Source organism: Erwinia sorbitola (assembly GCF_009738185.1).
In the GTDB taxonomy this organism is placed as follows: Bacteria; Pseudomonadota; Gammaproteobacteria; order Enterobacterales; family Enterobacteriaceae; genus Erwinia; species Erwinia sorbitola.
This window is the reverse complement of record NZ_CP046509.1, coordinates 3,931,295-3,957,809: the sequence shown is the minus strand read 5'-3', so window position 1 is coordinate 3,957,809 and position 26,515 is coordinate 3,931,295. Positions and strand designations below refer to the sequence as shown.

21 protein-coding genes and 1 other annotated feature are annotated in these 26,515 nt (G+C 54.4%); of the genes, 10 read left to right on the top strand and 11 right to left on the bottom strand.

The genetic code is table 11. The features are described from left to right. Nucleotides 1-21 precede the first annotated feature (21 nt). From urtA to atzF, 4 genes are all read right to left on the bottom strand, one after another. The gene (gene urtA / locus GN242_RS17995) at nt 22-1,290 is read right to left on the bottom strand and encodes an urea ABC transporter substrate-binding protein (RefSeq protein ID WP_156287950.1); all 1,269 of its coding nucleotides are present in this window, start codon (nt 1,288-1,290) and stop codon (nt 22-24) included. Between the two features lie 79 nt (nt 1,291-1,369). Then, nucleotides 1,370-2,071: a GntR family transcriptional regulator gene (locus tag GN242_RS17990; protein WP_156288325.1), complete on the bottom strand. Its 702-nt coding sequence runs from the start codon at nt 2,069-2,071 to the stop codon at nt 1,370-1,372. Between the two features lie 10 nt (nt 2,072-2,081). After that, nucleotides 2,082-5,699, bottom strand: a complete 3,618-nt coding sequence (uca, locus tag GN242_RS17985) for an urea carboxylase (RefSeq protein WP_156287949.1) — start codon at nt 5,697-5,699, stop codon at nt 2,082-2,084. Next, nucleotides 5,692-7,491 carry an allophanate hydrolase gene (gene atzF / locus GN242_RS17980; RefSeq protein WP_156287948.1) on the bottom strand — a complete coding sequence of 600 codons (1,800 nt, stop codon included), beginning with the start codon at nt 7,489-7,491 and terminating at the stop codon, nt 5,692-5,694. The genes uca and atzF overlap by 8 nt, the downstream gene beginning before the upstream one ends. Nucleotides 7,492-7,829: 338 nt before the next feature. Here atzF and sltY point away from each other — a divergent pair, with 338 nt between their 5' ends. Together sltY and trpR are read left to right on the top strand one after the other, a co-directional pair. Further along, complete coding sequence (gene sltY, locus GN242_RS17975) at nt 7,830-9,752, top strand: murein transglycosylase (RefSeq protein WP_154752737.1); 1,923 nt, start codon at nt 7,830-7,832, stop codon at nt 9,750-9,752. A gap of 111 nt (nt 9,753-9,863) precedes the next feature. Then, nucleotides 9,864-10,196 carry a trp operon repressor gene (trpR, locus tag GN242_RS17970; RefSeq protein ID WP_154752736.1) on the top strand — a complete coding sequence of 111 codons (333 nt, stop codon included), beginning with the start codon at nt 9,864-9,866 and terminating at the stop codon, nt 10,194-10,196. Here trpR and yjjX read toward each other — a convergent pair. After that, nucleotides 10,182-10,730 (bottom strand): inosine/xanthosine triphosphatase, encoded by a 549-nt coding sequence (gene yjjX / locus GN242_RS17965; protein WP_154752735.1) that lies wholly within the window; start codon nt 10,728-10,730, stop codon nt 10,182-10,184. The two genes, trpR and yjjX, sit on opposite strands and share 15 nt — an antisense overlap. A gap of 50 nt (nt 10,731-10,780) precedes the next feature. Here yjjX and gpmB point away from each other — a divergent pair, with 50 nt between their 5' ends. After that, entirely contained in the window at nt 10,781-11,428 is a 648-nt protein-coding gene (gpmB, locus tag GN242_RS17960) for a 2,3-diphosphoglycerate-dependent phosphoglycerate mutase GpmB (RefSeq protein ID WP_154752734.1), read from the top strand. Nucleotides 11,429-11,477: 49 nt separating this feature from the next. On the opposite strand, the gene robA is transcribed toward gpmB, so the two are convergent. After that, complete coding sequence (robA, locus tag GN242_RS17955) at nt 11,478-12,353, bottom strand: MDR efflux pump AcrAB transcriptional activator RobA (RefSeq protein ID WP_154752733.1); 876 nt, start codon at nt 12,351-12,353, stop codon at nt 11,478-11,480. Between the two features lie 203 nt (nt 12,354-12,556). Here robA and creA point away from each other — a divergent pair, with 203 nt between their 5' ends. Beyond that, the gene (creA, locus tag GN242_RS17950; RefSeq protein WP_154752732.1) at nt 12,557-13,030 is read left to right on the top strand and encodes a protein CreA; all 474 of its coding nucleotides are present in this window, start codon (nt 12,557-12,559) and stop codon (nt 13,028-13,030) included. A 36-nt stretch (nt 13,031-13,066) separates the two neighbouring features. Here creA and arcA read toward each other — a convergent pair whose 3' ends face one another. Continuing rightward, the gene (gene arcA / locus GN242_RS17945; RefSeq protein WP_154752731.1) at nt 13,067-13,783 is read right to left on the bottom strand and encodes a two-component system response regulator ArcA; all 717 of its coding nucleotides are present in this window, start codon (nt 13,781-13,783) and stop codon (nt 13,067-13,069) included. Between the two features lie 739 nt (nt 13,784-14,522). On the opposite strand from arcA, the gene GN242_RS17940 reads away from it, so the two are divergent. From GN242_RS17940 to thrC, 5 genes are all read left to right on the top strand, one after another. Further along, a complete protein-coding gene (locus tag GN242_RS17940) occupies nt 14,523-15,203 on the top strand; it encodes a tRNA/rRNA methyltransferase (RefSeq protein WP_156287947.1) in 681 nt (226 codons plus the stop codon). Nucleotides 15,204-15,412: 209 nt separating this feature from the next. Continuing rightward, a complete protein-coding gene (gene thrL / locus GN242_RS21950) occupies nt 15,413-15,484 on the top strand; it encodes a thr operon leader peptide (RefSeq protein ID WP_099753906.1) in 72 nt (23 codons plus the stop codon). Next, nucleotides 15,420-15,541 (top strand) — a sequence feature (Thr leader region). Its footprint overlaps the gene before it by 65 nt. A 25-nt stretch (nt 15,542-15,566) precedes the next feature. Then, nucleotides 15,567-18,029 (top strand): bifunctional aspartate kinase/homoserine dehydrogenase I, encoded by a 2,463-nt coding sequence (thrA, locus tag GN242_RS17930; RefSeq protein ID WP_154752729.1) that lies wholly within the window; start codon nt 15,567-15,569, stop codon nt 18,027-18,029. Between the two features lie 2 nt (nt 18,030-18,031). Continuing rightward, nucleotides 18,032-18,961 carry a homoserine kinase gene (gene thrB, locus GN242_RS17925; RefSeq protein ID WP_156287946.1) on the top strand — a complete coding sequence of 310 codons (930 nt, stop codon included), beginning with the start codon at nt 18,032-18,034 and terminating at the stop codon, nt 18,959-18,961. Between the two features lie 3 nt (nt 18,962-18,964). Continuing rightward, a complete protein-coding gene (gene thrC / locus GN242_RS17920; protein WP_156287945.1) occupies nt 18,965-20,251 on the top strand; it encodes a threonine synthase in 1,287 nt (428 codons plus the stop codon). 37 nt (nt 20,252-20,288) lie between these two features. Here the strand turns inward: thrC and GN242_RS17915 are convergent, their stop codons facing one another. After that, on the bottom strand, nt 20,289-20,501 hold the full coding sequence (locus GN242_RS17915; protein WP_156287944.1) for a hypothetical protein: 213 nt from the start codon (nt 20,499-20,501) through the stop codon (nt 20,289-20,291). A gap of 460 nt (nt 20,502-20,961) precedes the next feature. Next, nucleotides 20,962-21,732, bottom strand: coding sequence for a peroxide stress protein YaaA (gene yaaA / locus GN242_RS17910; protein ID WP_154752726.1), 771 nt, complete (start codon nt 21,730-21,732; stop codon nt 20,962-20,964). Between the two features lie 259 nt (nt 21,733-21,991). Between yaaA and tal the strand changes: the two genes are divergently transcribed. Then, nucleotides 21,992-22,945: a transaldolase gene (tal, locus tag GN242_RS17905; RefSeq protein WP_154752725.1), complete on the top strand. Its 954-nt coding sequence runs from the start codon at nt 21,992-21,994 to the stop codon at nt 22,943-22,945. 49 nt (nt 22,946-22,994) lie between these two features. Here the strand turns inward: tal and GN242_RS17900 are convergent, their stop codons facing one another. Next, nucleotides 22,995-24,080, bottom strand: a complete 1,086-nt coding sequence (locus GN242_RS17900; RefSeq protein ID WP_156287943.1) for a fimbrial protein — start codon at nt 24,078-24,080, stop codon at nt 22,995-22,997. 12 nt (nt 24,081-24,092) lie between these two features. Next, nucleotides 24,093-26,501: a fimbria/pilus outer membrane usher protein gene (locus GN242_RS17895; RefSeq protein ID WP_231617109.1), complete on the bottom strand. Its 2,409-nt coding sequence runs from the start codon at nt 26,499-26,501 to the stop codon at nt 24,093-24,095. Nucleotides 26,502-26,515: the final 14 nt, after the last annotated feature.

Sequence of the window (26,515 nt, the reverse complement as noted above, 5' to 3'; positions counted from 1 at the left end):
ACGGTGATGGATATAACGGGTTTAATTGCTGGTTTTTACCGGGTGATCGGGTTTTTTATCGTTACCGGCGATATACGGGCTCCATGGTTGAGCACGCACCGGTTTATCGGTCTGCCAGACCACGTTGAACTGGCCGTTATCTTCGATTTCGCCAATCATCACCGGTTTGTGCAGATGGTGGTTGGTCTGATCCATCGTCAGGGTAAAGCCATCCGGCGCGGCAAAGGTCTGACCGGCCATAGCTGCACGCACTTTATCCACATCGGTGGTGCCTGCTTTCTCTACCGCCTGCGCCCACATATGAATGCCAACATAGGTCGCTTCCATCGGGTCGTTAGTAACGACGGTATCGGCATTTGGCAGTTTGTGAGCTTTGGCATAGGCGCGGTAAGCGGCGACGAATTTCGCGTTGGTTGGGTTATCGACGGATTCGAAGTAGTTCCATGCGGCCAGATTTCCTACCAGCGGTCTGGTATCGATGCCGCGCAGCTCTTCCTCACCTACCGAGAAGGCCACAACCGGGACATCGGTCGCTTTGATACCCTGGTTAGCCAGCTCTTTATAGAACGGTACGTTGGAGTCACCGTTGATAGTAGAAACCACCGCAGTTTTGCCGCCGGCAGAGAATTTTTTAATGTTGGAAACGATAGTCTGATAGTCGCTGTAGCCAAACGGCGTGTAGACCTCTTCGATATCGCTGTCTTTCACCCCTTTTGAGTGCAGGAAGGCACGCAGGATCTTGTTGGTGGTACGCGGATAGACATAGTCGGTACCCAGCAGGAAGAAGCGTTTAGCGCTGCCGCCGTCTTCGCTCATCAGGTATTCCACAGCCGGGATGGCCTGCTGATTAGGCGCAGCACCGGTGTAGAACACGTTTGGCGACATCTCTTCGCCTTCATACTGTACCGGGTAGAACAGCAGGCCGTTCAGCTCTTCAAACACCGGCAGCACCGATTTGCGCGAAACTGAAGTCCAGCAGCCGAAGACTACCGCCGCCTTGTCATGAGTCAGCAGCTGACGGGCTTTTTCCGCAAATAACGGCCAGTTCGAGGCGGGATCAACCACCACCGGTTCCAGCTTTTTACCCAGCACACCGCCGTTCGCGTTAATCTCATCAATGGTCATCAGCGCCACGTCTTTCAGCGGCGTTTCGGAGATGGCCATCGTGCCGGAGAGTGAATGCATAATACCCACTTTGATGGTGTCAGCCGCCTGAGCACCCCAGGATAATCCCATGCTGACAACGGTGGCAGAAAGCGCGAAAGCCTTGAGCAGTGAACGTCTCTTCATCAGTAAACCCCTAAGTGTATGTAAGATTATTGGTATGAAACCCTGTTCCCCCGTTGACCACCGGAGGCCTCTCCCCGAATTATTCCGGGGCGAGCCTGGCCTGCTGGAGCATGTGGATGGTGATTTTTCTGACCTCGGCGCGGCTTACGGCAATATGGCTGGTCAGAATGCGCTGTGCCTCCTCACTGTGCTGATGCAATATCGCGCGCAGGATGCGCGCATGTTCGTTATAGGTCGCACTGATCCGGTCTTCGCGGGTAAAGTCCAGGCGACGGATAATGCGGATCTTTTCGGTTAATTCGCGGTGGATACGCGCCATTTCGCTGTTGCCTGCCGCTGTCACCAGGGCGATATGGAAGGCTTCATCGTGTAGCGATACGGCCATCCCCTCTTCCAGTCGTGGTTCATCTATCCAGAAGCAGGTCAGGGGCATCAGCAGCGCGGCGGTCTGGTCGGCAGGCAGGTGGCACAGGCGTTTTACCGCTTCGCACTCCAGCACGGTACGCAGGTCGTACAGCTCCTCGAAATAGGCAAAATCGAACTGTCGTACCTGCCAGCCGCTACGAAACCAGACTTCGACATAGCCTTCTCTCTCAAGACGAAACAGCGCCTGACGAACCGGCGTACGGCTGACATCCATACGCTCGGCAACTTCGCTTTCGCTGAAGCGGTCACCCGGCATCAGACGAAAATCAAAGATGTCATTTTTCAACCGGTGATAGACGCGGTCGGCCAGCGCTTCCGGGCGATCTTTACTGCGTTTCTGCGGCACCTCCTCCATAGTCACGTCCTTATTCCAGCCACAGCAGGGCATCCCCGGGGCTGACCGGGCGGCCCGGCTGGCAGGCGATACGTTTTACGCGCCCTGCCTGCGGGGCATAAATTGCCAGCTCCATTTTCATTGCTTCAACGATGATCAGCGGCTGGCCGGCTACCACTTCATCGCCCGGCTGCACCAGTACTTTCCAGATATTGCCGTTCATATCAGCGCTCACCTGGGTGGCCCCCTCATCTTCTTCTGGTGGCAGCAGCGTCTCTTCACTGGTGAGCGGTGCGCCTTCCTCCTCCTGCGCCCACAGAGCGACCTCGGTATCAAAGGCGCTGGCCTGCCGCTGGCGGAACTGCGCGATAGAGGCCGCATGGTCGCTGAGGAACTGCGTATGTTCAGCAAAATCAAACACCGACTGTTCAATGCGGATGGTGGCGCGCCCTTCGCGGAAGTCATCGCGCAGCACGTCCAGTTCAGCTTCACTGACCGGATAGAAACGCACCTGGTCAAAGAAGTGCAGCAGCCAGGGTTCGTTTGGCGCGAACTGTTTGTTTTTCAGAAACTTGTTCCAGATAGGCAGGGTACGGCCCACCAGCTGATAGCCGCCGGGGGAGTCCATGCCATAGATGCACATATACATGCCGCCGATACCCACGGTGCCTTCAGCGGTGAAGGTGCGCGCCGGATTATATTTGGAACTGAGCAGACGATGGCGCGGGTCGATCGGTACGGCACAGGGTGCGCCGAGATAGACATCGCCGAGGCCGAGGATCAAATAGCTGGCGTCAAAAATGGTCGCGCTGACCTCTTCACGGCTGCTGAGGCCGTTAATACGCTGAATAAAATCGACGTTATTCGGCAGCCACGGGGCGCTGGCGCGTACCGTCTCTGAGTAGCGCTCCACCGCCCCGAGCGTTGCGCTGTCTTCAAATGCCATTGGCAGATGGACAATGCGCGACGGCACGCTCATGCGTGTCACATCACCCAGACCTTTCTCCAGCTGAAGCAGCAGAGTCATCAGCTGTTTCTGACTCAGGATCTGGCTGTCATAGCGGATTTGCAGCGAACGCACCCCCGGAGAGAGCTCTTCAATACCGGGTTGCCCGGTCTCATTGATGGCGCTCATCAGCAGATGGACGCGCAGCCGCAGCGCGAGATCCAGCACGTTGTCGCCGTACTCCAGCAGAATGTAGTTATCTCCTGCCTGGCGATAGATGGCAGTCGGTGTGGTCTCTGTCGCTTTGATGGTCGCCAGTGCCGTGGCCGGGCCGTTAACGGTTTCAGCCAGTGACGGCACCTCAAATACCGGGGCGTGCAGAGAGTTGAGGCGCTGAACGCTGCGGCTCTGCGCCTGTTCCAGCGCGTGGGCCTCGTCGAAGCTTATAGGATGGAAACGAATGCGATCGCCTGGTTTCACCTGGCCGACTTTCCACAGTTCGGCTTTGGCGATGGTTACCGGGCAGACGAAGCCGCCGAGGCTTGGCCCGTCACGGGTGAGGATAACCGGGAAATCACCGGTAAAATTCACCGCGCCAATGGCGTATTCACAGTCGTGGACGTTGGACGGATGCAGTCCGGCTTCACCCCCGTTGGCGCGCGTCCAGCCAGGTTTCGGCCCGACCAGACGTACGCCGAGGCGGTTGGAGTTGTAATGCACCTGCCATTCGCTGGCGAAAAACTCATCAATAGAGTGCTGGGTAAAGAACTCCGGTGCACCGTGCGGGCCGTACAGCACACCGATGCGCCATTCGTCACCGTAGACCGGCTGTGCTTCGGCAGGAAGGGGCTGGGGGGCGCTGACCGGTGCCGGAGTGGTGCAGGCGGCCAGTGATGGCTGGGAAATCGCCAGCATATCTGCCACGCGCAGGGTGCGTCCGGCATGCCCGCCAAACTGACCCAGTGCAAAGGTGGAACGGCTGCCGAGATATTCCGGTACGTCAAAACCATTGCGTACCGCCAGATAAGTGCGGCAGCCCTGTTGGGCACGTCCCAGCGTCAGCGTCTGCCCGGCTTTAACCGCCAGCGGCTGCCAGTACGCCACCTCTGTACCGTCAAGATGTGCCGGGCAGGCGGCTCCGGTCAGCGCGATCAGCGCATCGCTGTGAAAACGCAGGGTCGGCCCCTGCAAGGTAAATTCGAGTCCGGCGGCTTCTTCGGCGTTGCCGACAATACGGTTGGCGAGGCGGAAGGCGTAGTCATCCATCGGCCCTGACGGCGGAACGCCGATATCCCAGTAGCCGAGGCGGCCCGGATAATCCTGGATGCTGCTCCATGTTCCCGGCTGGATAACTTCCACCACTGGCGAATGCGGAGTGAAACTGTCAAGCAGCCGCGTCCACACTTCTCCACTCTGAAATGCTCCGGTGGCAATAATCTGGCGCAGATAATCCAGGTTGGTGGCGATACCGTGCAGGCGGGTTTCATTGAGCGCCGTCTGCATTTTTTCCAGCGCCGCCTCACGGGTTTTACCATGTACGATCAGCTTGGCGATCATCGGATCGTAGAATGCAGATACTTCGGTACCGGTGCTGATCCAGCTATCGATGCGCACGCCTTCCGGGAAGCAGACCTCGGTCAGGACGCCGGGGCTGGGCTGGAAGTTCTTCAGCGGATCTTCGGCATAGATACGGACTTCGATCGAGGCGCCCTGCGGTGCCTGCGCCATACGAGCCCAGTCCGGCTGTTCTCCTGCGGCGACCTGCAACATGCACTCCACCAGATCCAGCCCGGTAACGCACTCGGTGACCGGATGCTCCACCTGTAAACGGGTGTTCACTTCCAGAAAGTAGAACTCATCACGTGCCGCATCGTAGATATACTCCACCGTTCCGGCGCTGCGATAGTTAACCAGCTCACCGAGTTTGACCGCCGAGTCGAGCAGAGCAGCACGGGTAGCGGCAGGCAGATTTGGCGCGGGTGTCTCCTCCACGACTTTCTGATTACGGCGTTGCAGCGAACAGTCGCGCTCGCCCAGCGCCACCACTTTGCCCTGACCATCACCAAAGATTTGCACTTCAACGTGGCGGGCCTGGTCGATACAGCGTTCAAGAAACACACCGGCATCGCTGAAAAACTGTTCGCCCAGGCGGCGTACGCTCTCCCAGGCACCGATAAGCGTTGTTTCATCGGCACAGCGCGTCAGGCCGATTCCGCCGCCGCCGGCGGTGCTTTTCAGCATCACCGGGTAGCCAATATGCCGGGCGGCGGTGAGGGCTTCATCCAGCGAAACCAGTAGCGGAGTACCTGGAGTCATCGGAACACCCGCTGCTGCTGCCAGTTCACGGGCGCGGTGCTTCAGGCCAAATTCGCCGATCTGATGGGCCGTCGGGCCGATAAAGATAATGCCGGCGGCCTCGCAGGCGGCGGCAAACGGCAGGCTCTCTGACAGGAATCCATAGCCCGGCCAGATAGCCTGTGCGCCGCTCTCGCGGGCAGCATCGAGTATCTTGTCTATCACCAGGTAGCTGTCGCTGGCTTTTTCGCCGCCGAGGGGGATGGCGATATCAGCATCTTTGACATGCTGTGCGTTTTTGTCCGCCAGCGAATAGACCGCCACGCTGGTGATCCCCAGCCGTTTCAGGGTGCGAATGGCGCGGCAGGCGATTTCGCCACGGTTAGCAATCAGTACGGTATTAAACATGTGGATGCTCCTCGCGGGTCAGCCAGCGACGCCAGCCGCCAAATTCGGTAATGTCGGTAGCGTCTGCCAGCGCGGCAGGTTCACAGATAAAGCCTTTTACGCTGCGGCCATCGGCCAGTTCCAGCGTGCCAATGCCCAGCGGGGCGGGGATCTCCGCGACAAACTCGCCAAAGCGTGCCAGCGGGATATCCCACAGCTCGACGATGATCGCCGCGCCTGAGTTATCTTTCGCCAGTCCGGGCTTGGCCGGAATAGTGTTTGCCAGCGCATAGAGTCGGTAGCAGGCGGCAGTCTGCGTCTCTTCCACCAGCACCGCATGACGGCGGGTGAGCTGGTGGTTGAGCGGCATGCCTGTCAGATGCGCACCGACTACCGCCACACGCACGTGCAGCGGTGAGGCAGGCAGGGATCCGGCGGCAGGCAGGGCGTTACCGGTAGCACCCAGGCTCAGGGCCTGCTGCTGCTGCCAGCGGATGCCAAAGGTTGCCAGCGCACGGTCATACCAGGCCGGAGCTATCAGGGTGATCCCGGCAGGCAGGCCGTCCGTGCGGAACGTGGCCGGAAGCGCCAGCGCTGATAAATCGGCGAGATTGGTGAAATTGGTATAGGTACCGAACTGCGAGTTGTACTGCACCGGCTCCTGTTTCATCTCTTCCAGGGTATGAATGGTGGGCGAGGTTGGTACCACCAGCGCATCAAACTGGCTGAGGGTTTGCTGGATTTGACGTGTCAGTTCGGCACGCAGGTACTCCGCTTTGTAGGCATCCACCGCGCTATAGTTATTGCCGCTGGCAACAATGCCGTATACCACCGGATCCATCTCGTCCGGGCGTGTCAGCATCTCGCCGACGGCGACGGTGCGCTCCGCCACCCACGGGCCGTAGTAAAGCTGTTCGGCCAGCTGTGAGAAGGGGGTAAAGTCGATGGGCTGTAAAGTGGCTCCGCCAGCGATAAGATCCGCGCAGGCGGCTTCCCAGGCGGCCTGCGCTCTGGTATCGCCGAAGAACTCCGGGCTGGACGGTATGGCGAAGCGCGGCGTAGCCGGTAGCGCGGCGGGAGCGCGGCCCGGATTCACGCGGGAGTAGGCATCCAGGCCGTCATAGCCTGCGGCGCAGCTGGCAGTGAGAAAGGCGTCCTCTACCGTCAGGGCAAAAATCGAGATAGTGTCGTTCAGACGGCAGGCGGGCACCACGCCGGTGGCAGAAAGCCAGCCTTTGGTCGGCTTCAGGCCAATGATATTATTAAATCCGGCGGGTACGCGGCCAGATCCCGCGGTATCGGTACCGAGCGCAAAACAGACCAGGCCGCGAGCGGTAACGGATGCCGAGCCGGAGCTGGAGCCGCCGCTGACATACTCAGGATTGAAGGTGTTACATACCGCTCCGAACGGCGAGCGGGTGCCGACCAGCCCGGTAGCGTACTGGTCAAGATTGGTTTTACCCAGCACGATTGCTCCGGCCCCTTTCAGATTGGCCACCGCTACGGCATCGCTTTCCGCCACATAGGTAAAGGCCGGACAGGCGGCGCTGGTCGGCCAGCCTGCGATATCAATATTGTCTTTTACCGCGAAGGGAACGCCAAACAGCGGCAGCGATGCCGGATCCTGCTGCCAGGCAGCCAGCAGCGGTTCCACCTGAGCACGCAGCTGTGCAGGCGTGGCGAGGTAAAGCCAGGCGTTATCGTCAGTGGAGAGATCGGCCAGCAGCGCCTCCAGCGTGGAGAGTACCTCCTGCGGATGCTGTCGATAGTGGCGCTGCCAGTCCTGTAACGTAAATCCTGTGGTAAAAGCCATAAGTTGAATTCCATCTGGTATACAAGATGGAATTCAACAGAGCAAAGGCCGTGCCATATTTTAATCTATTGATAGTAAATGATTAATTTTTCCAGTCGCAGATCGTCTGCACGATTAGTGCGCAGAGTTTGTTTAATCATGGGGCAGGGCGTTAACGTCCTACCGTAAATATTTGTTGAGCGCATGGCACGACGGGCTGCTCCCGGTTAGCATGTGAGGGGGTTATATTTTTTAATTCTTCTGGCATCCGATCTGCTAATGGCTTTCCGGCCGCCCGGGGGATTTTGGATATACTTGGCAGTTCAGGATAAAACAAGGCAAACAAGGTGGGGAGAGTCATGGTGGACAAGTGGCAGTGGTGGGTAGTAGCAGTCTGTTTAACCGCAGTAACCGGCAGTGCCCGTGCAGACTCACTGGATGAACAGCGTACCCGTTACCTGCAAATAAAGCAGGCGTGGGATAATAAACAGATGGATACCGTGGATCAGCTGATGCCCACGCTGCGCGACTATCCGCTCTATCCCTACCTCGAATATCGCCAGCTGGCGCAAAACCTCGATCAGGAAACCGGGCTGGCGGTGAACGATTTTATCAAACGTTACCCAACCCTGCCGCCGGTGCGGTCGCTCTCTTCACGCTTTGTGAACGAGCTGGCACGCCGGGAAGACTGGCGCGGTCTGCTGGTATTCAGCCCCGAAGCCCCTAAACCGGTGGCGGCGCGCTGTAACTGGTATTACGCCAAATGGGCTACCGGGCAACAGCAGGTAGCGTGGGAAGGGGCCAAATCTATCTGGCTGACCGGCAGCTCACTGCCTGCCACCTGCGATAAACTTTTTAGCGCCTGGCAAATGGCGGGGCAGCAGAACCCGATAACCACGCTGGAGCGCATTCGCCTGGCGATGAAAGCGGGCAACAGTAATCTGGTTAATTTCCTCGCGAAGCAGCTGCCGCAGGATTACCAGACCATTGCCAATGCGGTGATGGATTTGCAGAACAATCCCGGCACGGTGGAGAACTTTGCACGTAACGTTGGGGCAACTGACTTTACCCGTCAGGCTACGGCAATCGCATTTACCAGCTTTGCCCGTACCGATGCCGAAGCGGCACGCCAGATGATCCCATCGCTGGTGCAGCTACAGAAGCTGGACGAAGAGCAGGCCCAGGAGCTGAAAGAGGCGGTAGCCTGGCGTCTGATGGGCAACGATATTACCAGTGAGCAGGCGCGCTGGCGCGATGATGTGGTGATGCGCAGCGATTCCACCTCACTGATTGAGCGGCGGGTGCGTATGTCGCTAGGCAATAACGACCGCCGTGGTATGAATACCTGGATTGCCCGCCTGCCGGTGGAAGCCAAGACGAAGGATGAGTGGCAATACTGGCAGGCTGACCTGTTGATTGAGCAGGGGCGTAAAGAGGAGGGCGAGAGCATTCTGCGTAAGCTGATGCAGGAGCGCGGTTTCTATCCAATGGTGGCGGCGCAGAAGCTCGGGGTGGATTACCCGTTGCAGGTTGATAAAGCACCCGCGGTGGACGGCAGCCTGACTAACGGCCCGGAGATTGCCCGCGTTCGTGAGCTGATGTACTGGGGGATGGATAACCTGGCGCGCAGCGAGTGGAGCTATCTGGTGTCCAGCCGGACGACGTCGCAGCAGCAGATGCTGGCGAGCTATGCACGGCAGCAAAACTGGTGGGATCTCAGCGTTCAGGCAACGATTACCGGAAAACTGTGGAACAGTTTGCAGGAGCGTTTCCCGCTGGCGTGGCAGCCGCAGTTTGAGCGTAATATCAGCGGTAAGGATATCCCGATCAGCTATGCAATGGCGATTGCCCGTCAGGAGAGTGCGTGGAATCCTAAAGCACGCTCACCGGTAGGCGCTTCTGGCCTGATGCAGGTGATGCCAGCGACGGCGCAGCATACGGTGACGAAGTTTGGCATTCCTGGCTACAGCAACAGCAGCCAGCTGCTGGATGCGGAAACCAATATTCAGATTGGTACGCAGTACCTGGAATCGGTGTATCAGCAGTTTGGCGACAACCGTATCTTTGCCTCAGCGGCATATAACGCCGGGCCATCGCGGGTGCGTACCTGGCAGGGTAACAGCGCAGGGAAACTTGATGCTGTGGCATTTATCGAGACTATTCCCTTCTCGGAAACCCGTGGCTATGTGAAGAACGTGCTGGCCTATGACGCCTACTATCGCCACTTCCTGGGGAAATCCGATCAGCTGTTTGCCGACAGTGAGTGGCAGCAGCGCTACTGATTGATTTTTATAGCCTGAATACCTGAAGCGACAGCCAGCACAGCGGCGGCTTCAAGTATGACGGCTATGATGATATGCTATTGTACTAGTTAAATAGTATGGCGGCATATCATGACCAACCAAATTCCTGTTCCTGTCACGGCCGATCCGGCCAGCGAAGACTGGCTGCGTTTTGTCACGCTGTTGCAACGCGCCTATCAAAGCGAGCTGCACCTTCCGCTATTACAACTGATGCTAACCCCGGACGAGCGCGAGGCGCTGGGTACACGGCTGCGTATCGTTGAGGAGCTGATGCGGGGCCAGATGAGCCAGCGTGAGCTGAAAAATGAGCTGGGGGCAGGCATTGCGACGATTACGCGCGGCTCTAACAGTCTGAAAAGTGCGCCTCCGGCCCTTAAGGCGTGGCTGGAGACACAGCTTCTCAACGGATCAGATAAGGTCTGAAGCGTCGTCGTCAACTTTGCGCTGATAGATTTCGTTATGAAACGGGCACAGCGCAAGGATCAGCGCCTGGTGATAAACGCTGGTGCGTGTCAGATGACCGGCAGTAAATGCGCCGATGGCACCGCCTTTGTGTTTGATATCGTTAACGCCCGTCAGGCGCGCCATCTCCTCACCCAGTTCACGCCCCTCATGAATGCCTTTCATTACGATGGCTGGCAGAGTGAAGCTGGCAGAACGCGACTCGCCGCGTAATTTATGGTTTTCCACCACCATCCACGCAAAAGCCGTGTTCTCTTCAATGCCTGCCTCAATGGCGACCCAGAAGTCAGCTTCAGGTCTTACCTGGCGGGCATTCATCACGCGCTGACGTGCGCCAGTTCGCGTTTCTGTGTTTGTGATCGGCTGTGCAGCAACGCCGCTGTCGACCTCGACACCCTCAATATGGCAGGATCCTTCTCCGAAGATATCGCTGAACGCTTGAGAAATTGCCTTAATTTTGGCTGGATTGATGGTAGCAGCGACAACATGGTACATAATTGTTTGAACCCTCTACGCAAATTTGTCGCAGTATAACGGAAAATCGCATGTTACAGGTCTATCTTGTTCGCCACGGAGAAACGCTATGGAATGCGGCACGTCGCATTCAGGGGCAGTCAGACAGCGCGCTGACTGAGAAAGGAGAGCAGCAGGCTCATCAGGTAGGAGAGCGGGTAAAACATCAGGGCATAACCCATGTGATTGCCAGCGATCTGGGGCGTACCCGTCGTACCGCCGAGATTATAGCCGACGCATGTGGCTGCTCAGTGGTGTTTGACCCACGTCTGCGTGAGCTGAATATGGGGGTGCTGGAAGAGCGCCTGCTGGATTCACTCAGCGCAGAAGAGGAGGGCTGGCGCAGGGCGCTGGTGGATGGCACGGAGAATGGCCGCATTCCGCAGGGCGAGTCGATGAGTGAAATGGCGCAGCGTATGCATCAGGCGCTGGATGCCTGTCTGGCACTGCCGGAAGGAAGCCGCCCGCTGATTGTCAGCCACGGTATGGCGCTGGGGGTGCTACTCAGCACTATCCTGGGTTTACCGGCGAATGCGGAGCGCCGTCTGCGCCTGCGTAACTGCTCAATTTCCCGGGTTGATCATCAGCAAAGCCCGTGGCTGGCTTCTGGCTGGGTGGTGGAAACCGCTGGGGATGTTGCCCATCTTGAGGATTCGTCCCTCGACGAATTGCAGCGCTAGCCATTAAAAAAGGGCCGATATTATCGGCCCTTTCTGCATTATCTGCTGACTACGACTGACGTCGGATCGGGATCAGATATTCACAGTGAATGTCGACCGGTGGCTCAGCGCGTTTCTTACCGCCGTGGGTATAGAATCGCTCAATATCCTGACCGTGGCGACGTGTCAGATTCAGGGTTGGCATACAGGTGCCGTAAATCTGTAACACAAAACTCTGAAGCCCGTTACGCGGCCCTTCATAGGTGAACTGCACATAGTCCCCTCCCTCCAGCAATACCGTCTGCGTCGAATGTAACTGACTGGGGATCTCTTCAGCGGGTACAGCAGTCGTGTAGAGAATTTCCTGTTCATCATCTTTCTCCGTGCTGGGACGAGACTGATGCAGACCATACAGCACTGGCGGAACGGTATCCGTTTCCGTCAGGAACTGACGCCAGAAGTGCAGGCGCATTTCATCACGGAAGCGGGAGATCTGTTCCAGTGTGCAGGTATAAGACTGCGTTTGCCCAATCAGCATGATTTCAGGCAGACTTACCCAGGTGGGTTCGGGTAATCTGACATCATCAAGGCGGATCGGAGGGCGCAGCCCGTAAGCGTTCCAGTCGGATGATCGGCGATACCAGGCAGGAGTTTGGGCAAATTGCTTTTTAAACGCTCTGGTGAATGTTTGCTGAGAGTCGAAACGATACTGTAAAGCTATATCCAGAATCGGACGACTCGTAAGACGTAAAGCTACAGCGGCTTTTGACAGACGACGGGCACGAATATATGCGCCAATCGCATGGCCAGTGACGTCCTTGAACATTCTTTGCAAGTGCCATTTTGAATAACCTGCCTTCGCCGCGACATTATCCAGGGATAATGGTTGGTCCAGGTGGCTCTCCAGCCAGACAAGCAAATCTCGAATGATACCGGCTTGGTCCATAAATCGTCCTCATGTTACTCAGAATTGGTGCAAGGTAAGCAAAGTTGACGAATAGTAACATTGATTGCTAATGATTAGGTTCTAACTGAAAAACGTACTGATATCCGCGCTAGTTTTAGATTCATCGCGTGATAAATCGTAAAGGCATGACTGTTGCTCATGTCCATTACAATGTCATCTATTTTCTTTGAAATGGTAACGTCATGACAATTAAAAAAGTGTTAGTAGTCACTTCAGTCATCTTTTTTTCCGTCGCCCTGCATGCGGAGCAGATCGGTTCCGTAGATACGGTATTTAAGGTGTTTGGCCCCGACCATAAGATCGTGGTGGAAGCGTTTGACGATCCGGATGTGAAAAATGTGACCTGCTATCTGAGCAGAGCAAAGACCGGTGGGATCAAAGGGGGACTGGGTCTGGCTGAGGATACTTCGGATGCGGCCATCTCATGTCAGCAGGTGGGGCCGGTTGAACTTAGCGAAAAAATCGCGCAGGGAAAAACGGAAGGGGACGTGGTATTCCGTAAAAGAACGTCGCTGGTGTTTAAAAAGCTTCAGGTTGTGCGATTTTACGATAAGAATCGTAATGCTTTAATTTATCTTAGCTATTCTGACAAGGTCGTGGACGGGTCGCCAAAAAATGCGCTGAGTGCGGTACCGATTATGCCGTGGGGTAAATAATCCGTAGGGCGAGGCTTGCCTCGCCCTTAGAGCAGATTATTCCTGCAAGTCGCCACAGAAACGGTAACCTTCGCCGTGGATCGTGGCGATAATTTCCGGAGTATCAGGCGTGGACTCGAAATGCTTACGGATGCGGCGAATAGTCACATCGACGGTGCGGTCGTGTGGCTTCAGCTCGCGGCCGGTCATTTTCTTCAGCAGGTCAGCGCGGGTCTGAATCTTGCCTGGGTTTTCACAGAAGTGCAGCATGGCACGGAACTCGCTACGCGGCAGCTTATACTGTTCGCCCTGTGGGCTGACCAGTGAGCGGCTGTTGATATCCAGCTCCCAGCCATTAAAACGATAAGATTCAACCAGTTTCCGCTCTTCGCTTACCGCAGCCAGATTCATGGTGCGGGAGAGCAGGTTACGTGCACGAATCGTCAGTTCACGTGGGTTAAACGGTTTGGTTATGTAGTCGTCTGCGCCAATTTCCAGACCGAGGATCTTATCGACCTCGTTATCGCGTCCGGTCAGGAACATCAGTGCGACGTTAGCCTGCTCGCGCAGCTCACGTGCCAGCAACAGGCCATTTTTGCCCGGCAGGTTGATGTCCATAATCACCAGATTGACGTCATTTTCCGTCAGAATCTGATGCATTTCAGCGCCGTCAGTAGCTTCATAAACCATGTAGCCTTCGGCTTCAAAAATACTTTTGAGCGTATTACGAGTAACTAATTCGTCTTCAACGATAAGTATGTGCGGGGTCTGCATGTGTTCGCTACCTAAAATTGCCAACAAAATCGAAAACAGGACATACGGCTGTTGGCGCTGGCTAAACCCGGTGTCAGAGCCAGAAGCAAAACAACAGCAGTACAGAATGATATTCTTGATACACGATCGTTTGTCGCCTTGATGCAACTCGGATTGTTTTGGATAACCCCTTTATACTTCATACTGCCCCGGCATAGGCTGCAACTCGGATTACCCAAGGTATATCGTTTTTCAGCTCCGCTGAAAGCCCCGTTATTCCGGGTAAATGCGTAGCCATTAGGATCTATCCTGCATGCCCCGGCAGTGCCAAAACGGCGTATATCCTAACTGTATTAACAGCAACATAACAGCACAGGCAACAACCATCACGCAATAAAACAACGCTTAGTTGACTTATATCAAACCAATTGTAGCACGTTAACACTTTTGTGAAAAACTGTTCCCAAATTGGCAGGTTAGGTCACAATTGCGGTTAAAGTAAGCGATTAAATGAAGGACGTTAACAGCCAGAGGAAATACTATTCAAAAATTGTTAATTTGTTGATAATAAAGAGCTTGTCTTTGGATAGTGCCTGTTTATATGATCTGTTAATAAAAAAACAGCGATATCATTCAATTACGCTGTTCCGAAGCGTTGGTTTACCCTCCTGGCAGCGTCTGAACTTATGCTCCTGCTGTTTTTTCACCCAGGCTCAGGCAGCATCAATCTCGTGATTTTCTCTCTCTAATGAAGGTGGCTATGCGTTTTCCTCTTATCCTTGTTTCTCCCGCACGTGCTGAAAATGTCGGCGCAGCGGCCCGGGCCATGAAAACCATGGGATTTAGCGAGTTACGCATTGTCGATAGCAAGGTGCATCTCGATCCGGCAGCGCTGAGAGTGGCGCATGGGGCCGGGGAGATTCTGGAGAACGCCAGCAACTGGCCATCGCTGGCTTCAGCGCTGGAAGATATCGAGTTTAGTATCGCCACCACCGCCCGCTCGCGTGCAAAGTTTCGCTACTATGCCACCCCGCAGCAGGTACAGCAGGTGCTGGAAGAGAAGCAGCAGTGGATTGGCAGTGCCGCGCTGGTCTTTGGCCGTGAGGATAGCGGCCTGACCAATGATGAACTGGCGCTGGTTGACCTGCTTACCGGCATCCCGATGGCCGGGGATTATCCCTCGTTGAATCTCGGGCAGGCGGTAATGGTCTATTGCTACCAGCTTTCAGCACTGCGTCAGGTCTGCGCGCAGACAGAGCCAGCTGCCGATGTGCCACAGCTGGCAGCACTGCGCCAGCGTGCACAATATCTGTTACAGCGGCTGGAGGTCGCCGGGGATGAAAAACTGGCAGACTGGCTACAGCAGCGCATCGGCCTGTTACAGCAGCGGGATACCGCTATGCTGCATCGGCTGCTGCATGACATAGAAAAAAAGTTATAGATAAAAACGCTGGTTATTAGAACAAAATCAGTGTGATTTGCTGCCGTTTTTTCTCTGAGTAACAGAAGAAATTGGTGATGATGCAGAAAAAGGTCTGACGGCATGGTTGGCAAAAACCGGTGTTTTGATAAAAAAATTGACTTAGCCGGCAGTTTGCTTTACTTCTGAAAGCCGACAGATTTAACAGACAGACAAAAAGATAAATCTCAATGCGTAAACACAGCCTGATTACCACAATCATTATTACCACCACCATTACTACAGGTAACGGTGCGGGCTGACGCATACAGGAAAAATAAAGAAAAAGCCCGCACCTAACCAGTGCGGGCTTTTTTTTCGGCAAAAATTCAGGAGAGCTTGAACATGCGTGTGCTGAAATTCGGTGGAACCTCGGTAGCCAATGCAGAACGTTTTCTGCGTGTGGCTGACATTCTGGAAAGTAATGCAAAGCAGGGACAGGTTGCTACCGTATTGTCCGCGCCAGCGAAGATTACCAATCACCTGGTGGCAATGATTGAGAAAACCATCAGCGGTCAGGATGCATTACCTAATATCAGCGATGCCGAGCGTATTTTCGCCGAGCTGTTACAGGGTCTCGCCGACGCGCAGCCCGGCTTTGCTTATGACAAGCTGAAAGCGCTGGTTGATCAGGAGTTTGTTCAGCTTAAGCAGGTTCTGCAAGGTATTGCGATGCTTGGCCAGTGCCCGGATAGCGTCAATGCTGCGATTATTTGCCGGGGTGAAAAACTTTCAATCGCCATTATGGAAGCACTGTTACAGGCGCGTGGCTATGGCGTCAGCGTCATTAATCCGGTAGAGCAGCTGCTGGCGGTGGGGCACTATCTTGAGTCTACCGTAGATATCGCCGAGTCCACTCGACGCATTGCCGCCAGTCAGATCCCGGCGGACAACATGGTGCTGATGGCAGGCTTCACCGCCGGTAATGAGCGTGGCGAACTGGTGGTGCTGGGGCGTAACGGTTCTGACTATTCAGCAGCGGTGCTGGCAGCCTGTCTGCGCGCCGACTGTTGCGAAATCTGGACTGACGTCGACGGGGTTTATACCTGTGACCCGCGCCAGGTGCCGGACGCGCGACTGCTGAAGTCGATGTCCTATCAGGAGGCGATGGAGCTCTCCTATTTTGGCGCAAAAGTCCTTCACCCCCGCACCATTTCCCCGATTGCCCAGTTCCAAATTCCCTGCCTGATTAAAAACACCGCCAACCCGCAAGCTCCCGGCACCCTTATCGGTGGCGATGGCAGCGACGATGATAATCCGGTGAAAGGCATCACCAACCTGAACAATATGGCGATGTTCAACGTCTCCGGTCCGGGGATGAAAGGCATGGTCGGCATGGCGGCGCGTGTATTTGCTGCGATGTCGCGTAGCGGCATCTCTGTCGTGCTGATCACCCAGTCTTCGTCGGAATACAGCATCAGCTTTTGTGTATCACAGAGCGATCTGGCGCGTGCGCGCCGCGTGCTGGAAGATGAGTTCCTGCTGGAGCTGAAAGATGGCCTGCTGGAACCTCTGGACGTGATGGAAAATCTGGCGGTGATCTCGGTGGTCGGTGACGGGATGCGCACCCTGCGCGGTATCTCGGCGAAGTTCTTCTCTGCTCTCGCTCGTGCCAATATCAATATTGTTGCTATTGCGCAGGGCTCGTCTGAGCGTTCAATCTCCGTGGTGGTAAATAATGACGAAGCTACTACCGGCGTACGTGTAGTGCATCAGATGCTGTTTGCTACCGATCAGGTAATTGAAGTGTTTGTTATCGGCGTGGGCGGCGTGGGTGCGGCGCTGATTGAGCAGCTGCATCGCCAGCAGACCTGGCTGAAAAACAAGCATATCGACCTGCGTGTTTGCGGTATTGCCAACTCAAGTGCATTGCTGACCAACGTCCACGGTATCCCGCTGGATAACTGGCAGGATCAGCTCAAAGCTGCAAAAGAGCCGTTTGACCTTGGTCGTCTGAATCGCCTGGTGAAAGAGTATCATTTGCTGAACCCGGTAATCGTTGACTGTACTTCCAGCCAGCAGGTAGCCGACCAGTATGCCGACTTCCTCACTGACGGTTTCCACGTGGTGACGCCGAATAAAAAGGCTAACACCTCGTCTTATAATTACTATCAGCAGATGCGTGCGGCAGCGGCAAAATCGCGCCGTAAGTTCCTCTACGACACCAACGTTGGTGCTGGTCTGCCGGTCATTGAAAACCTGCAAAACCTGCTGAACGCTGGCGATGAGCTGATTAGCTTCTCTGGTATTCTTTCCGGCTCACTGTCGTTTATTTTCGGCAAGCTGGACGAGGGCGTATCACTATCACAGGCCACTAATATGGCGCGTGAGATGGGCTTTACCGAGCCGGATCCGCGGGAAGATCTCTCCGGGCTGGATGTGGCTCGTAAGCTGCTGATCCTGGCCCGTGAAGCGGGCTATCAGCTGGAGCTGAGTGATATCGAAATCGAAGCGGTATTACCGCCAGAGCTGACGGCTATTGCTGATGTGGAAACCTTTATGGCGCGCCTGCCGGAACTGGATGACAGTTTTGCCGCAAGAGTTGCCAGCGCCCGTGAGGAAGGTAAAGTATTACGTTTCGTTGGCGCCATCGAAGAGGGTGGGGCGTGTAAAGTGAAAATCGATGCCGTTGACGGTAACGATCCGCTGTATAAAGTGAAAAATGGTGAGAATGCGCTGGCTTTCTACAGCCGCTATTATCAGCCGATCCCGCTGGTGCTGCGCGGTTACGGTGCCGGTAATGATGTGACCGCAGCGGGCGTGTTCGCCGATCTGTTACGTACTCTGTCGTGGAAGTTGGGAGTTTAATCATGGTTAGAATTCATGCCCCTGCCTCAATTGGCAACGTCAGCGTTGGCTTTGACGTTCTTGGGGCTGCGGTGTCGCCGGTTGATGGCACCCTGCTTGGCGACTGCGTTACCGTGGAAGCGGCGGACGAGTTCAGTCTGCATAACGAAGGCAGTTTCGTCAGCAAACTGCCGACCAATCCGCAGGAAAATATCGTGTATCAGTGCTGGGATCGTTTCTGTGAAGCGATTGGCAAGCGCGTACCGGTAAAGATGACGCTGGAAAAAAATATGCCGATCGGTTCCGGCCTCGGCTCCAGCGCCTGCTCGGTTGTTGCCGGCCTGATGGCGATGAACGAGTTTTGCGGTAAGCCGCTGAATGACACCGAACTGCTGGCGCTGATGGGCGAGCTGGAAGGGCGCATCTCCGGCAGCGTGCACTATGACAATGTGGCCCCTTGCTTCCTTGGTGGCATGCAGTTGATGCTGGAAGAGAACGGCATTATCAGCCAGGAAGTGCCAGGCTTTAATGACTGGCTGTGGGTAATGGCGTACCCGGGTATTAAAGTGTCGACCGCCGAAGCTCGTGCGATCCTGCCTGCGCAGTATCGTAAAGAGGATATTATCCGGCATGGTCGCTATCTCGGCGGCTTTATTCACGCCTGCCATACCCAGCAGCCGTTACTGGCGGCAAAGCTGATGCAGGATGTGATTGCGGAACCGTATCGCACCAAATTGTTACCGGGCTTCAGTGAAGCCCGTCAGGCCGCTGCCGATATTGGTGCGCTGGCCTGCGGTATTTCTGGCTCCGGCCCAACGCTGTTTGCCGTGTGCAATCAGCCAGATACCGCACAACGTATGGCAGACTGGCTCCGCCAGCACTATCTGCAAAATGATGAAGGCTTCGTCCATATTTGCCGTTTAGACACGGCAGGCGCACGCAAACTGGGATAACGCATGAAACTGTATAATCTTAAGGATCACAACGAGCAGGTGAGCTTCGCCCAGGCGGTGAAGCAGGGCCTGGGCAAACAGCAGGGCCTGTTCTTTCCGCTGGAACTGCCTGAGTTTGAACTGACCGACATCGACGCGATGCTGGAAATGGATTTTGTGACCCGCAGCAGCAAGATCCTGTCGGCCTTTATTGGTGATGAGATTGACGCGCATCAGCTGAATGAGCGTCTGAAAACGGCGTTTACCTTCCCCGCACCGGTAGTGAAAGTCACTGACGATATCGCCGCGCTGGAGTTGTTCCACGGCCCGACGCTGGCATTTAAAGATTTCGGCGGCCGTTTTATGGCGCAGATGCTCTCTTATGTCAGCGGTGCGGATGAGAAAATCACCATCCTGACCGCAACCTCCGGCGATACCGGGGCCGCGGTTGCTCATGCCTTCTATGGCATGGAAAACGTGCGCGTGGTGATCCTCTATCCACAGGGCAAAATCAGTCCGTTGCAGGAGAAGCTGTTCTGTACGCTGGGTGGAAACATCGAGACTATTGCGGTCGACGGTGATTTTGATGCCTGCCAGTCGCTGGTGAAACAGGCGTTTGACGATGAAGAGCTGAAGAAGGCTATCGGCCTGAACTCTGCCAACTCCATCAATATCAGCCGTCTGCTGGCGCAGATCTGCTACTACTTTGAAGCCGTGGCGCAGCTGCCGCAGGAAAAACGTAATCAGCTGGTTATCTCTGTGCCGAGCGGCAACTTCGGCGATCTGACCGCTGGCCTGCTGGCGAAATGCCTTGGCCTGCCGGTAAAACGCTTTATTGCCGCCACTAACGCTAACGACACCGTGCCACGCTTCCTGGTGAACGGCGAGTGGGCACCTAACGCTACCGTTGCTACGCTGTCGAATGCGATGGATGTTAGCCAGCCAAATAACTGGCCGCGCGTGGAAGAGATCTTCCGCCGCAAAATCTGGCGCCTGCAGGATCTGGGCTACGGTGCTGTCGATGACGAAACTACCAAAGCGGCCATGCGCGAGCTGGCCGGTCTGGGTTACCTGTCTGAGCCTCACGCGGCGATCGCCTACCGTCTGCTGCGCGATCAGCTGCAAGATGGGGAGTATGGTCTGTTCCTGGGCACCGCGCATCCGGCGAAATTTAAAGAGAGCGTGGAAGCTATCCTCGATCAGAAGCTGCCATTACCGGAAGCTCTGGCCGAACGCGCCGATCTGCCGCTGCTGTCGCACAGCATGAAAGGTGAGTTTGCCGAGCTGCGTGAGTTCCTGCTGAAGAAATAATGCCGCTGTTTGGTATTGGGTCAGGCGTGCCTGACCCCTACAGGATAATTCGCTGACCTGACTCCTGCGGGAAAATATCACGCGCCACTGTTAGCGTAGGGGCGAGGCCTGCCTCGCCCTGCGGGATAATTCGCTGACCAGGCTCCTGCGGGAAAATATCACGCGCCACTGTTAACGTAGGGGCGAGGCCTGCCTCGCCCTGCGGGATAATTCGCTGGCCTGACTCCTGCGGAAAAATATCACGCGCCACTGTTAGCGTAGGGGCGAGGCCTGCCTCGCCCTGCGGGATAATTCGCTGACCTGACCTCTGCGGGAAAATATCACGTGGCCACTGTTAGCGTAGGGGCGAGGCATGCCTCGCCCTGCGGGATAATTCGCTGACCTGACTCCTGCGGGAAAATATCACGCGCCACTGTTAACGTAGGGGCGAGGCCTGCCTCGCCCTGCGGGATAATTCGCTGACCAGGCTCCTGCGGGAAAATATCACGTGGCCACTGTTAACGTAGGGGCGAGGCATGCCTCGCCCTGCGGGATAATTCGCTGACCTGACCCCTGCGGGAAAATATCACGCGCCACTGTTAGCGTAGGGGCGAGGCCTGCCTCGCCCTGCGGGATAATTCGCTGGCCTGACTCCTGCGGGAAAATATCACGTGGCCACTGTTAGCGTAGGGGCGAGGCCTGCCTCGCCCTTGGGCACACATCTCTGATCTTTACTCGTGACGTTTAAATACCAGCTCGTTGCCTGCGCTTGATTCCGCATCAAAAAAGTAACCATCCACATCGAACTGCTTTAACTGCTCAGGTTTGGTGAGCTGATTTTCAATAATAAAACGGCTCATCAGGCCACGGGCCTTCTTGGCGTAGAAGCTGATCACCTTGAATTTACCGTTCTTCTCATCAAGGAACACCGGCTTGATGATGTCGCCTTGCAGCAGCTTAGGCTTCACCGCTTTAAAATACTCATCGGAGGCGAGGTTAATCAGCACCGCATCTCCCTGCGCCGCCAGCGCGTCATTCAGCGCATGGGTCAGCTTATCGCCCCAGAAACTGTAGAGGTCTTTACCGGCCGGGTTGGCCAGCTTAATCCCCATCTCAAGGCGGTAAGCCTGCATCAAATCCAGCGGGCGCAGCAGGCCATACAGGCCGGACAGCATACGCAGATGCTGCTGGGCAAACTCGAACTCTTTCTCGTTAAAGGTTTCAGCCTGCAATCCGGTATAGACGTCACCTTTAAAGGCGAGGATTGCCTGACGGGCGTTATCCGGCGTGAAATCTGGCTGCCAGTCGTTAAACCGTTGAGCGTTCAACTCAGCCAGCTTATCGCTGATATGCATCAGTGAGCCAATCTCCGCCGGAGAGAGCTTACGCGCCACGGCGATCAGCTTTTGCGACTCTTCCAGCAGCGCAGGCTGGGTATAGCGTTGAGTCGCCAGCGGGCTTTCAAAGTCCAGCGTCTTAGCCGGGGAAATGACCAGTAACATGCAGGCGTCCTTTTGTTTATTGTTCGGAAACATTATCAGCGCCTACTTTAGCAAAAAAGCGAGGGCGGGTGACTAATCGCTGTCATTGGTGGCAGTTGATGACCATATAATCCATAAGAGAAAAAGGCCTTTGCTGTGATGAATTTATCCTGTTGTGGCTTGATGATTTACGCCCCTTGCATGGAGGAGTGCGCGTGCTATCATCCGGGGCAGACATTTTCAACACCCTGACAAATCAACTTTGATGAGAATGACAACTATGACGGACAAACTATCTTCCCTGCGTCAAGTCACTACAGTTGTTGCTGATACCGGCGACATCGCAGCGATGAAACTCTACAAACCTCAAGATGCAACCACCAACCCTTCTCTGATTCTAAGTGCCGCTCAAATCCCTGAATACCGCAAGCTGATCGACGAAGCTGTGGCGTGGGCGCGTGAGCAGAGCAGCAACAAAGAAGAGCAGGTGGGCTACGCTGCCGATAAACTGGCTGTGAACATTGGTCTGGAAATTCTGAAACTGGTTCCTGGCCGTATCTCTACCGAAGTTGATGCCCGTCTCTCTTACGACACCGAAGGCAGCATCGCCAAAGCCCGTAGTCTGATCAAACTGTATAACGATGCTGGCATCAGCAATGACCGCATCCTGATCAAACTGGCTTCAACCTGGCAGGGTATCCGCGCCGCTGAACAGCTGGAAAAAGAAGGCATCAACTGTAACCTGACGCTGCTGTTCTCCTTCGCACAGGCGCGCGCGTGTGCTGAAGCGGGTGTGTTCCTGATTTCACCGTTTGTTGGCCGTATCCTCGACTGGTACAAGGCAAACACCGACAAAAAAGAGTACGCGCCACATGAAGATCCAGGCGTGGTGTCGGTCACTGAAATCTACGAATACTACAAACAGCACGGCTACGAGACCGTGGTGATGGGCGCCAGCTTCCGTAATGTCGGTGAAATCATTGAACTGGCTGGCTGTGACCGTCTGACCATCTCCCCAGGTCTGCTGAAAGAGCTGGCTGAGACGGAAGGTACCGTTGAGCGTAAGCTGGCTTACAGCGGCGAAGTAAAAGCGCGCCCGGCCAAAATGACCGAGTCTGAGTTCCTGTGGCAGCACAACCAGGATCCAATGGCAGTACAGAAACTGGCTGAAGGCATCCGCAACTTTGCCATCGACCAGGGCAAACTCGATAAGATGATTGCCGATCTGCTGTAATTGTCCATATGCGGTAGTCCGCCCGGGCTACCGTTCTTGATCCCCACTCTTAGTCGTAAACAAAATTCAGCACCGCTGTTGTCCTGACCGGACCACCAGAGAGCGCAGCTTTGTTATAAACGTAATACCACGCACTCATTGGTATTGAGAATACCGGCGGCATAACCTGGTAAGCTGAGTAGGAAAACAGTGCGGTGGCGTTTCCTTGCGCGCTGGATGACGAGCTCATCTTCAACGGAATATTATCACTCGCTTTGGCGAGGCGAATCCCGACGCCGCCTGCCGCGTCAGGGGCCGAAGAGATCAGCGTAGTATTATCTGATGCCAGCAGGTAGCGACTGCTCAGAAAGGCCTGCACACTACGGGTGGCGATCTTGTTTTGAAACAGGGCGCAGGTGAAGTTGAGCGTAAAGTCTTTTTTCCCATTTGAACTTCCTGAAAGTAATGAAGATCTGTCGATATTATTCAGCACCACTGTTTTATTTGCATCATCAAATTGGCAGGTGGTAACCGATTTAACAAAGCGTATTTGTATCGACTGATAATAAATATCGTAATCGTGCTGTGGCCAGCTCCAGTGGAATATAAAGTAGGTGAAATCAGTGATAAGTCGGCTAATGGATTGCAGGAGTGTCAGGCCGGTATTGTCCTGTGCAAGGACAATCGGTTTAATTGTCGCCAGGTCGCCATTAACAGTCATGACATTTTTCGTCGGCACCGTATTCATCAGTTTAAGATTGATTGTGAAACTCGCATTAATTGATGATGCACTGTTACTGCCTACGCTGGGATTTACCTGCTGTGGTGTGAGGCCGGTAACAGATACGCTGACGTAAGCATCTCCTGGAAACTTTAAATAGATGGTATTAGAGGTATAGGGTGATAAATTTGCAACAGTGTTTTTACCACCCAAAATACCCCATGGGGGGGCGTTGCATTTGAAGCTACCGGGGTAATTGGTTCTCTGCGTTACAGAAGCGCTACCTGCCGAGTTAAGAGCACTGGTCGCATCGTAATAGAGTGGCACGGCATCAGTGGGGGAGGGCTGAGTGCAACCTGCCCGGCACTGTAATGGTAGCAGCATCAGCAAGGTAAACGTGATAATACTGCCCGTTAAAATACGTATCGTCTTCATCTCTTTCTCTGATTACTGGCAATGATTGACATCACTGGACAGATTGGTTTTCGGGTTGTTAATCGTACAGATATGATTAGTGTTGCCGGAGAAATGAACGACAACGGTGTCAGGTAATTTTTCACTTTGCAGGAATATAACGCTGCCCTGACCGACATAGCCGATTTGGTTACTTTGACTATCGGTAACCAGCGTACCAAAAGGCAGGGGGCCGTTATGATTGTCGAGAGCATAAAAAATAAAGCTCTTTCTCTGGTCAGTGTCGAATTTCACCCAGGAAATAGAACCTGAATAAGGAACCACATCTTTACGGTTACTGAGCAACTGAGCATCACCTTCAGCACCGGTAGTATCAATAGTCAGGGCATTCTTACGGTAAGGTGACATATAAGGCACCAGCGCCCGGCCTTTACTATTTGTCAGGATGGTGCCGTCGCTGTTGACCCGCGCATTCGCCAGGCCGGGGGCATCAACAATGGCAAACGTATTCCCGACCTGATTGGCAAACAAGACACCGCCCTGGTATGCGACCACGCTTCCTGTCATCCCCAGGCCTGTTTGGCTGAAATCAGAAGACTGACTCCATGAGGCACTGACCGTGCTGGCAGACCCACGATAACTGGCGTTGGTGTTGGCTGTGGTTTTTCCACCCTGATTATTGGTCAGATTCACATTGTAGTTCCACTGGTTCGCCTGGCCCGCGCTGCCGCTTAAACCAAGGTCGCTGTTGGTGTAGTGAGCGCCTCTAAAAGCTGAATTGGCAGAGAGATACATGGGGGAATCAAACATCGTAAACGGTATGGATAGACCCAGGTAATAACGCATCTCTTCATGATTATCATTGTTGCGCGTGCGGCTGGCAGAAAGGTTATAGGTAATGTTGTAAAGCGTATTTGAATAGCCAACCTGGTACTCTCTGCTTTTCCGCTGACCGTTCCAGTAATCCCTGACCGTGCCGGAAAGAAAAAAAGAGCCGGCGGAACCGCCCAGGTTTTGATTGATATTGACGTTGAAACTATTTTTTTGGTTAATCGTGGAGTTATATACTTGTTCTCCACCGCTACTTTGTATCTGTACCGAATCTTCCAGGGTAAGAAAGCCGCTGGTTGAATAGCGCCAGGCCGCCAGCGCCAGGTTAGTACCGGTATCAGAGAAAAATTTGCTGTAGGCCAGCCGGTAACTCTGTCCGCTGCTGCTATGCAGATGGTGGAATGATGACTGTCGCGCCTCAGTGATATCAAAAGAGAGGGCACCGAAAGGCAGGTTCAGGCCGGTGCCTGCGAGCACTGAGCCGTAGTGGCTGCTCCAGATAGCTCCGCCATAGACGGTAAACAGATTAGACATCCCCCGGCGCCATGTCCCCTGAACGAAGTTCGGATGTGCGCTGGTATCCGGAATACGCACTTCACCTATGGCGATGTTGTAGACATTGACACCCTCCTTCAACATGCCGGGAACCGATGAGTACGGCACGATAAAGCGCTGAATACGTCCATCTGCTTCATCGACTTCCACATGCAGATCGCCCCCTGATCCCGTTGGCAAAATATCATTGATGGCGAACGGCCCTGGCGAGACATTTTGCTGATAGATGGTGACGCCATTCTGGATAATTTTAACCAGTGCGTTGGTCTGAGCTACGCCGTGTACGATTGGCGCAAAGCCCTGCATCGAGTCAGGAAACATTCGAATATCGGTTCCGATGGTGACTCCACGAAAGCGGTATGAGTCAAATAAATCGGAGGTGGTGTAGCTGTCACCAATACGCAGCTGAGAGTTGATACCGCTGAAATTCCGTTGCAGATAGCGCGTATTATTCACCCAGCTTGATTTTCCCCGATGCGAATAGTTATATGCACTGTTGTCACGGAATTGCCAGTTAAGCAGATTAAGCCCGCTGTTTAAGGAGACATAAGCGGTATCCTCATCAGGTTGATGATGAGTGGTTGAATGGTAATAGTTAGCCTGATAGGAGAGTGTCAGGCCAGGTATACCTTCATCCCAAAATTTAGGATCAACATAACCCTGCCATTTAGTATTCAGTTCCTGCTGCGGCACACTGATATTAACCTTCATTAGTCCGGCATCAAAACTGCTTTTTACTCCACCGGGAAGTTTAAAGAGGTTAATATAATTATTACCTTTCAATTCATCTTTATCAAAGTGGGATTTTATTCCCAGCCGATTGAAGTCGTCAGGATCAAGGCGAATATCATCATTAGTGGTTACCAGCTTTACATTATAATTTCCTTTCCAGTCATTATTTACGTAAATGTCGACGGAGTAATTGCCTTCAGGCAGATCGCTATTTTGATAAAATCGCGTTAAATCAGAATGATCGGAACCACCGGCAAGAAAGTCTGTGTTAAATGATAATGCATAAACAACATGATGTTCGAGTAAAAGGGAGCACGCCAGCATAAACCGACGTGTTA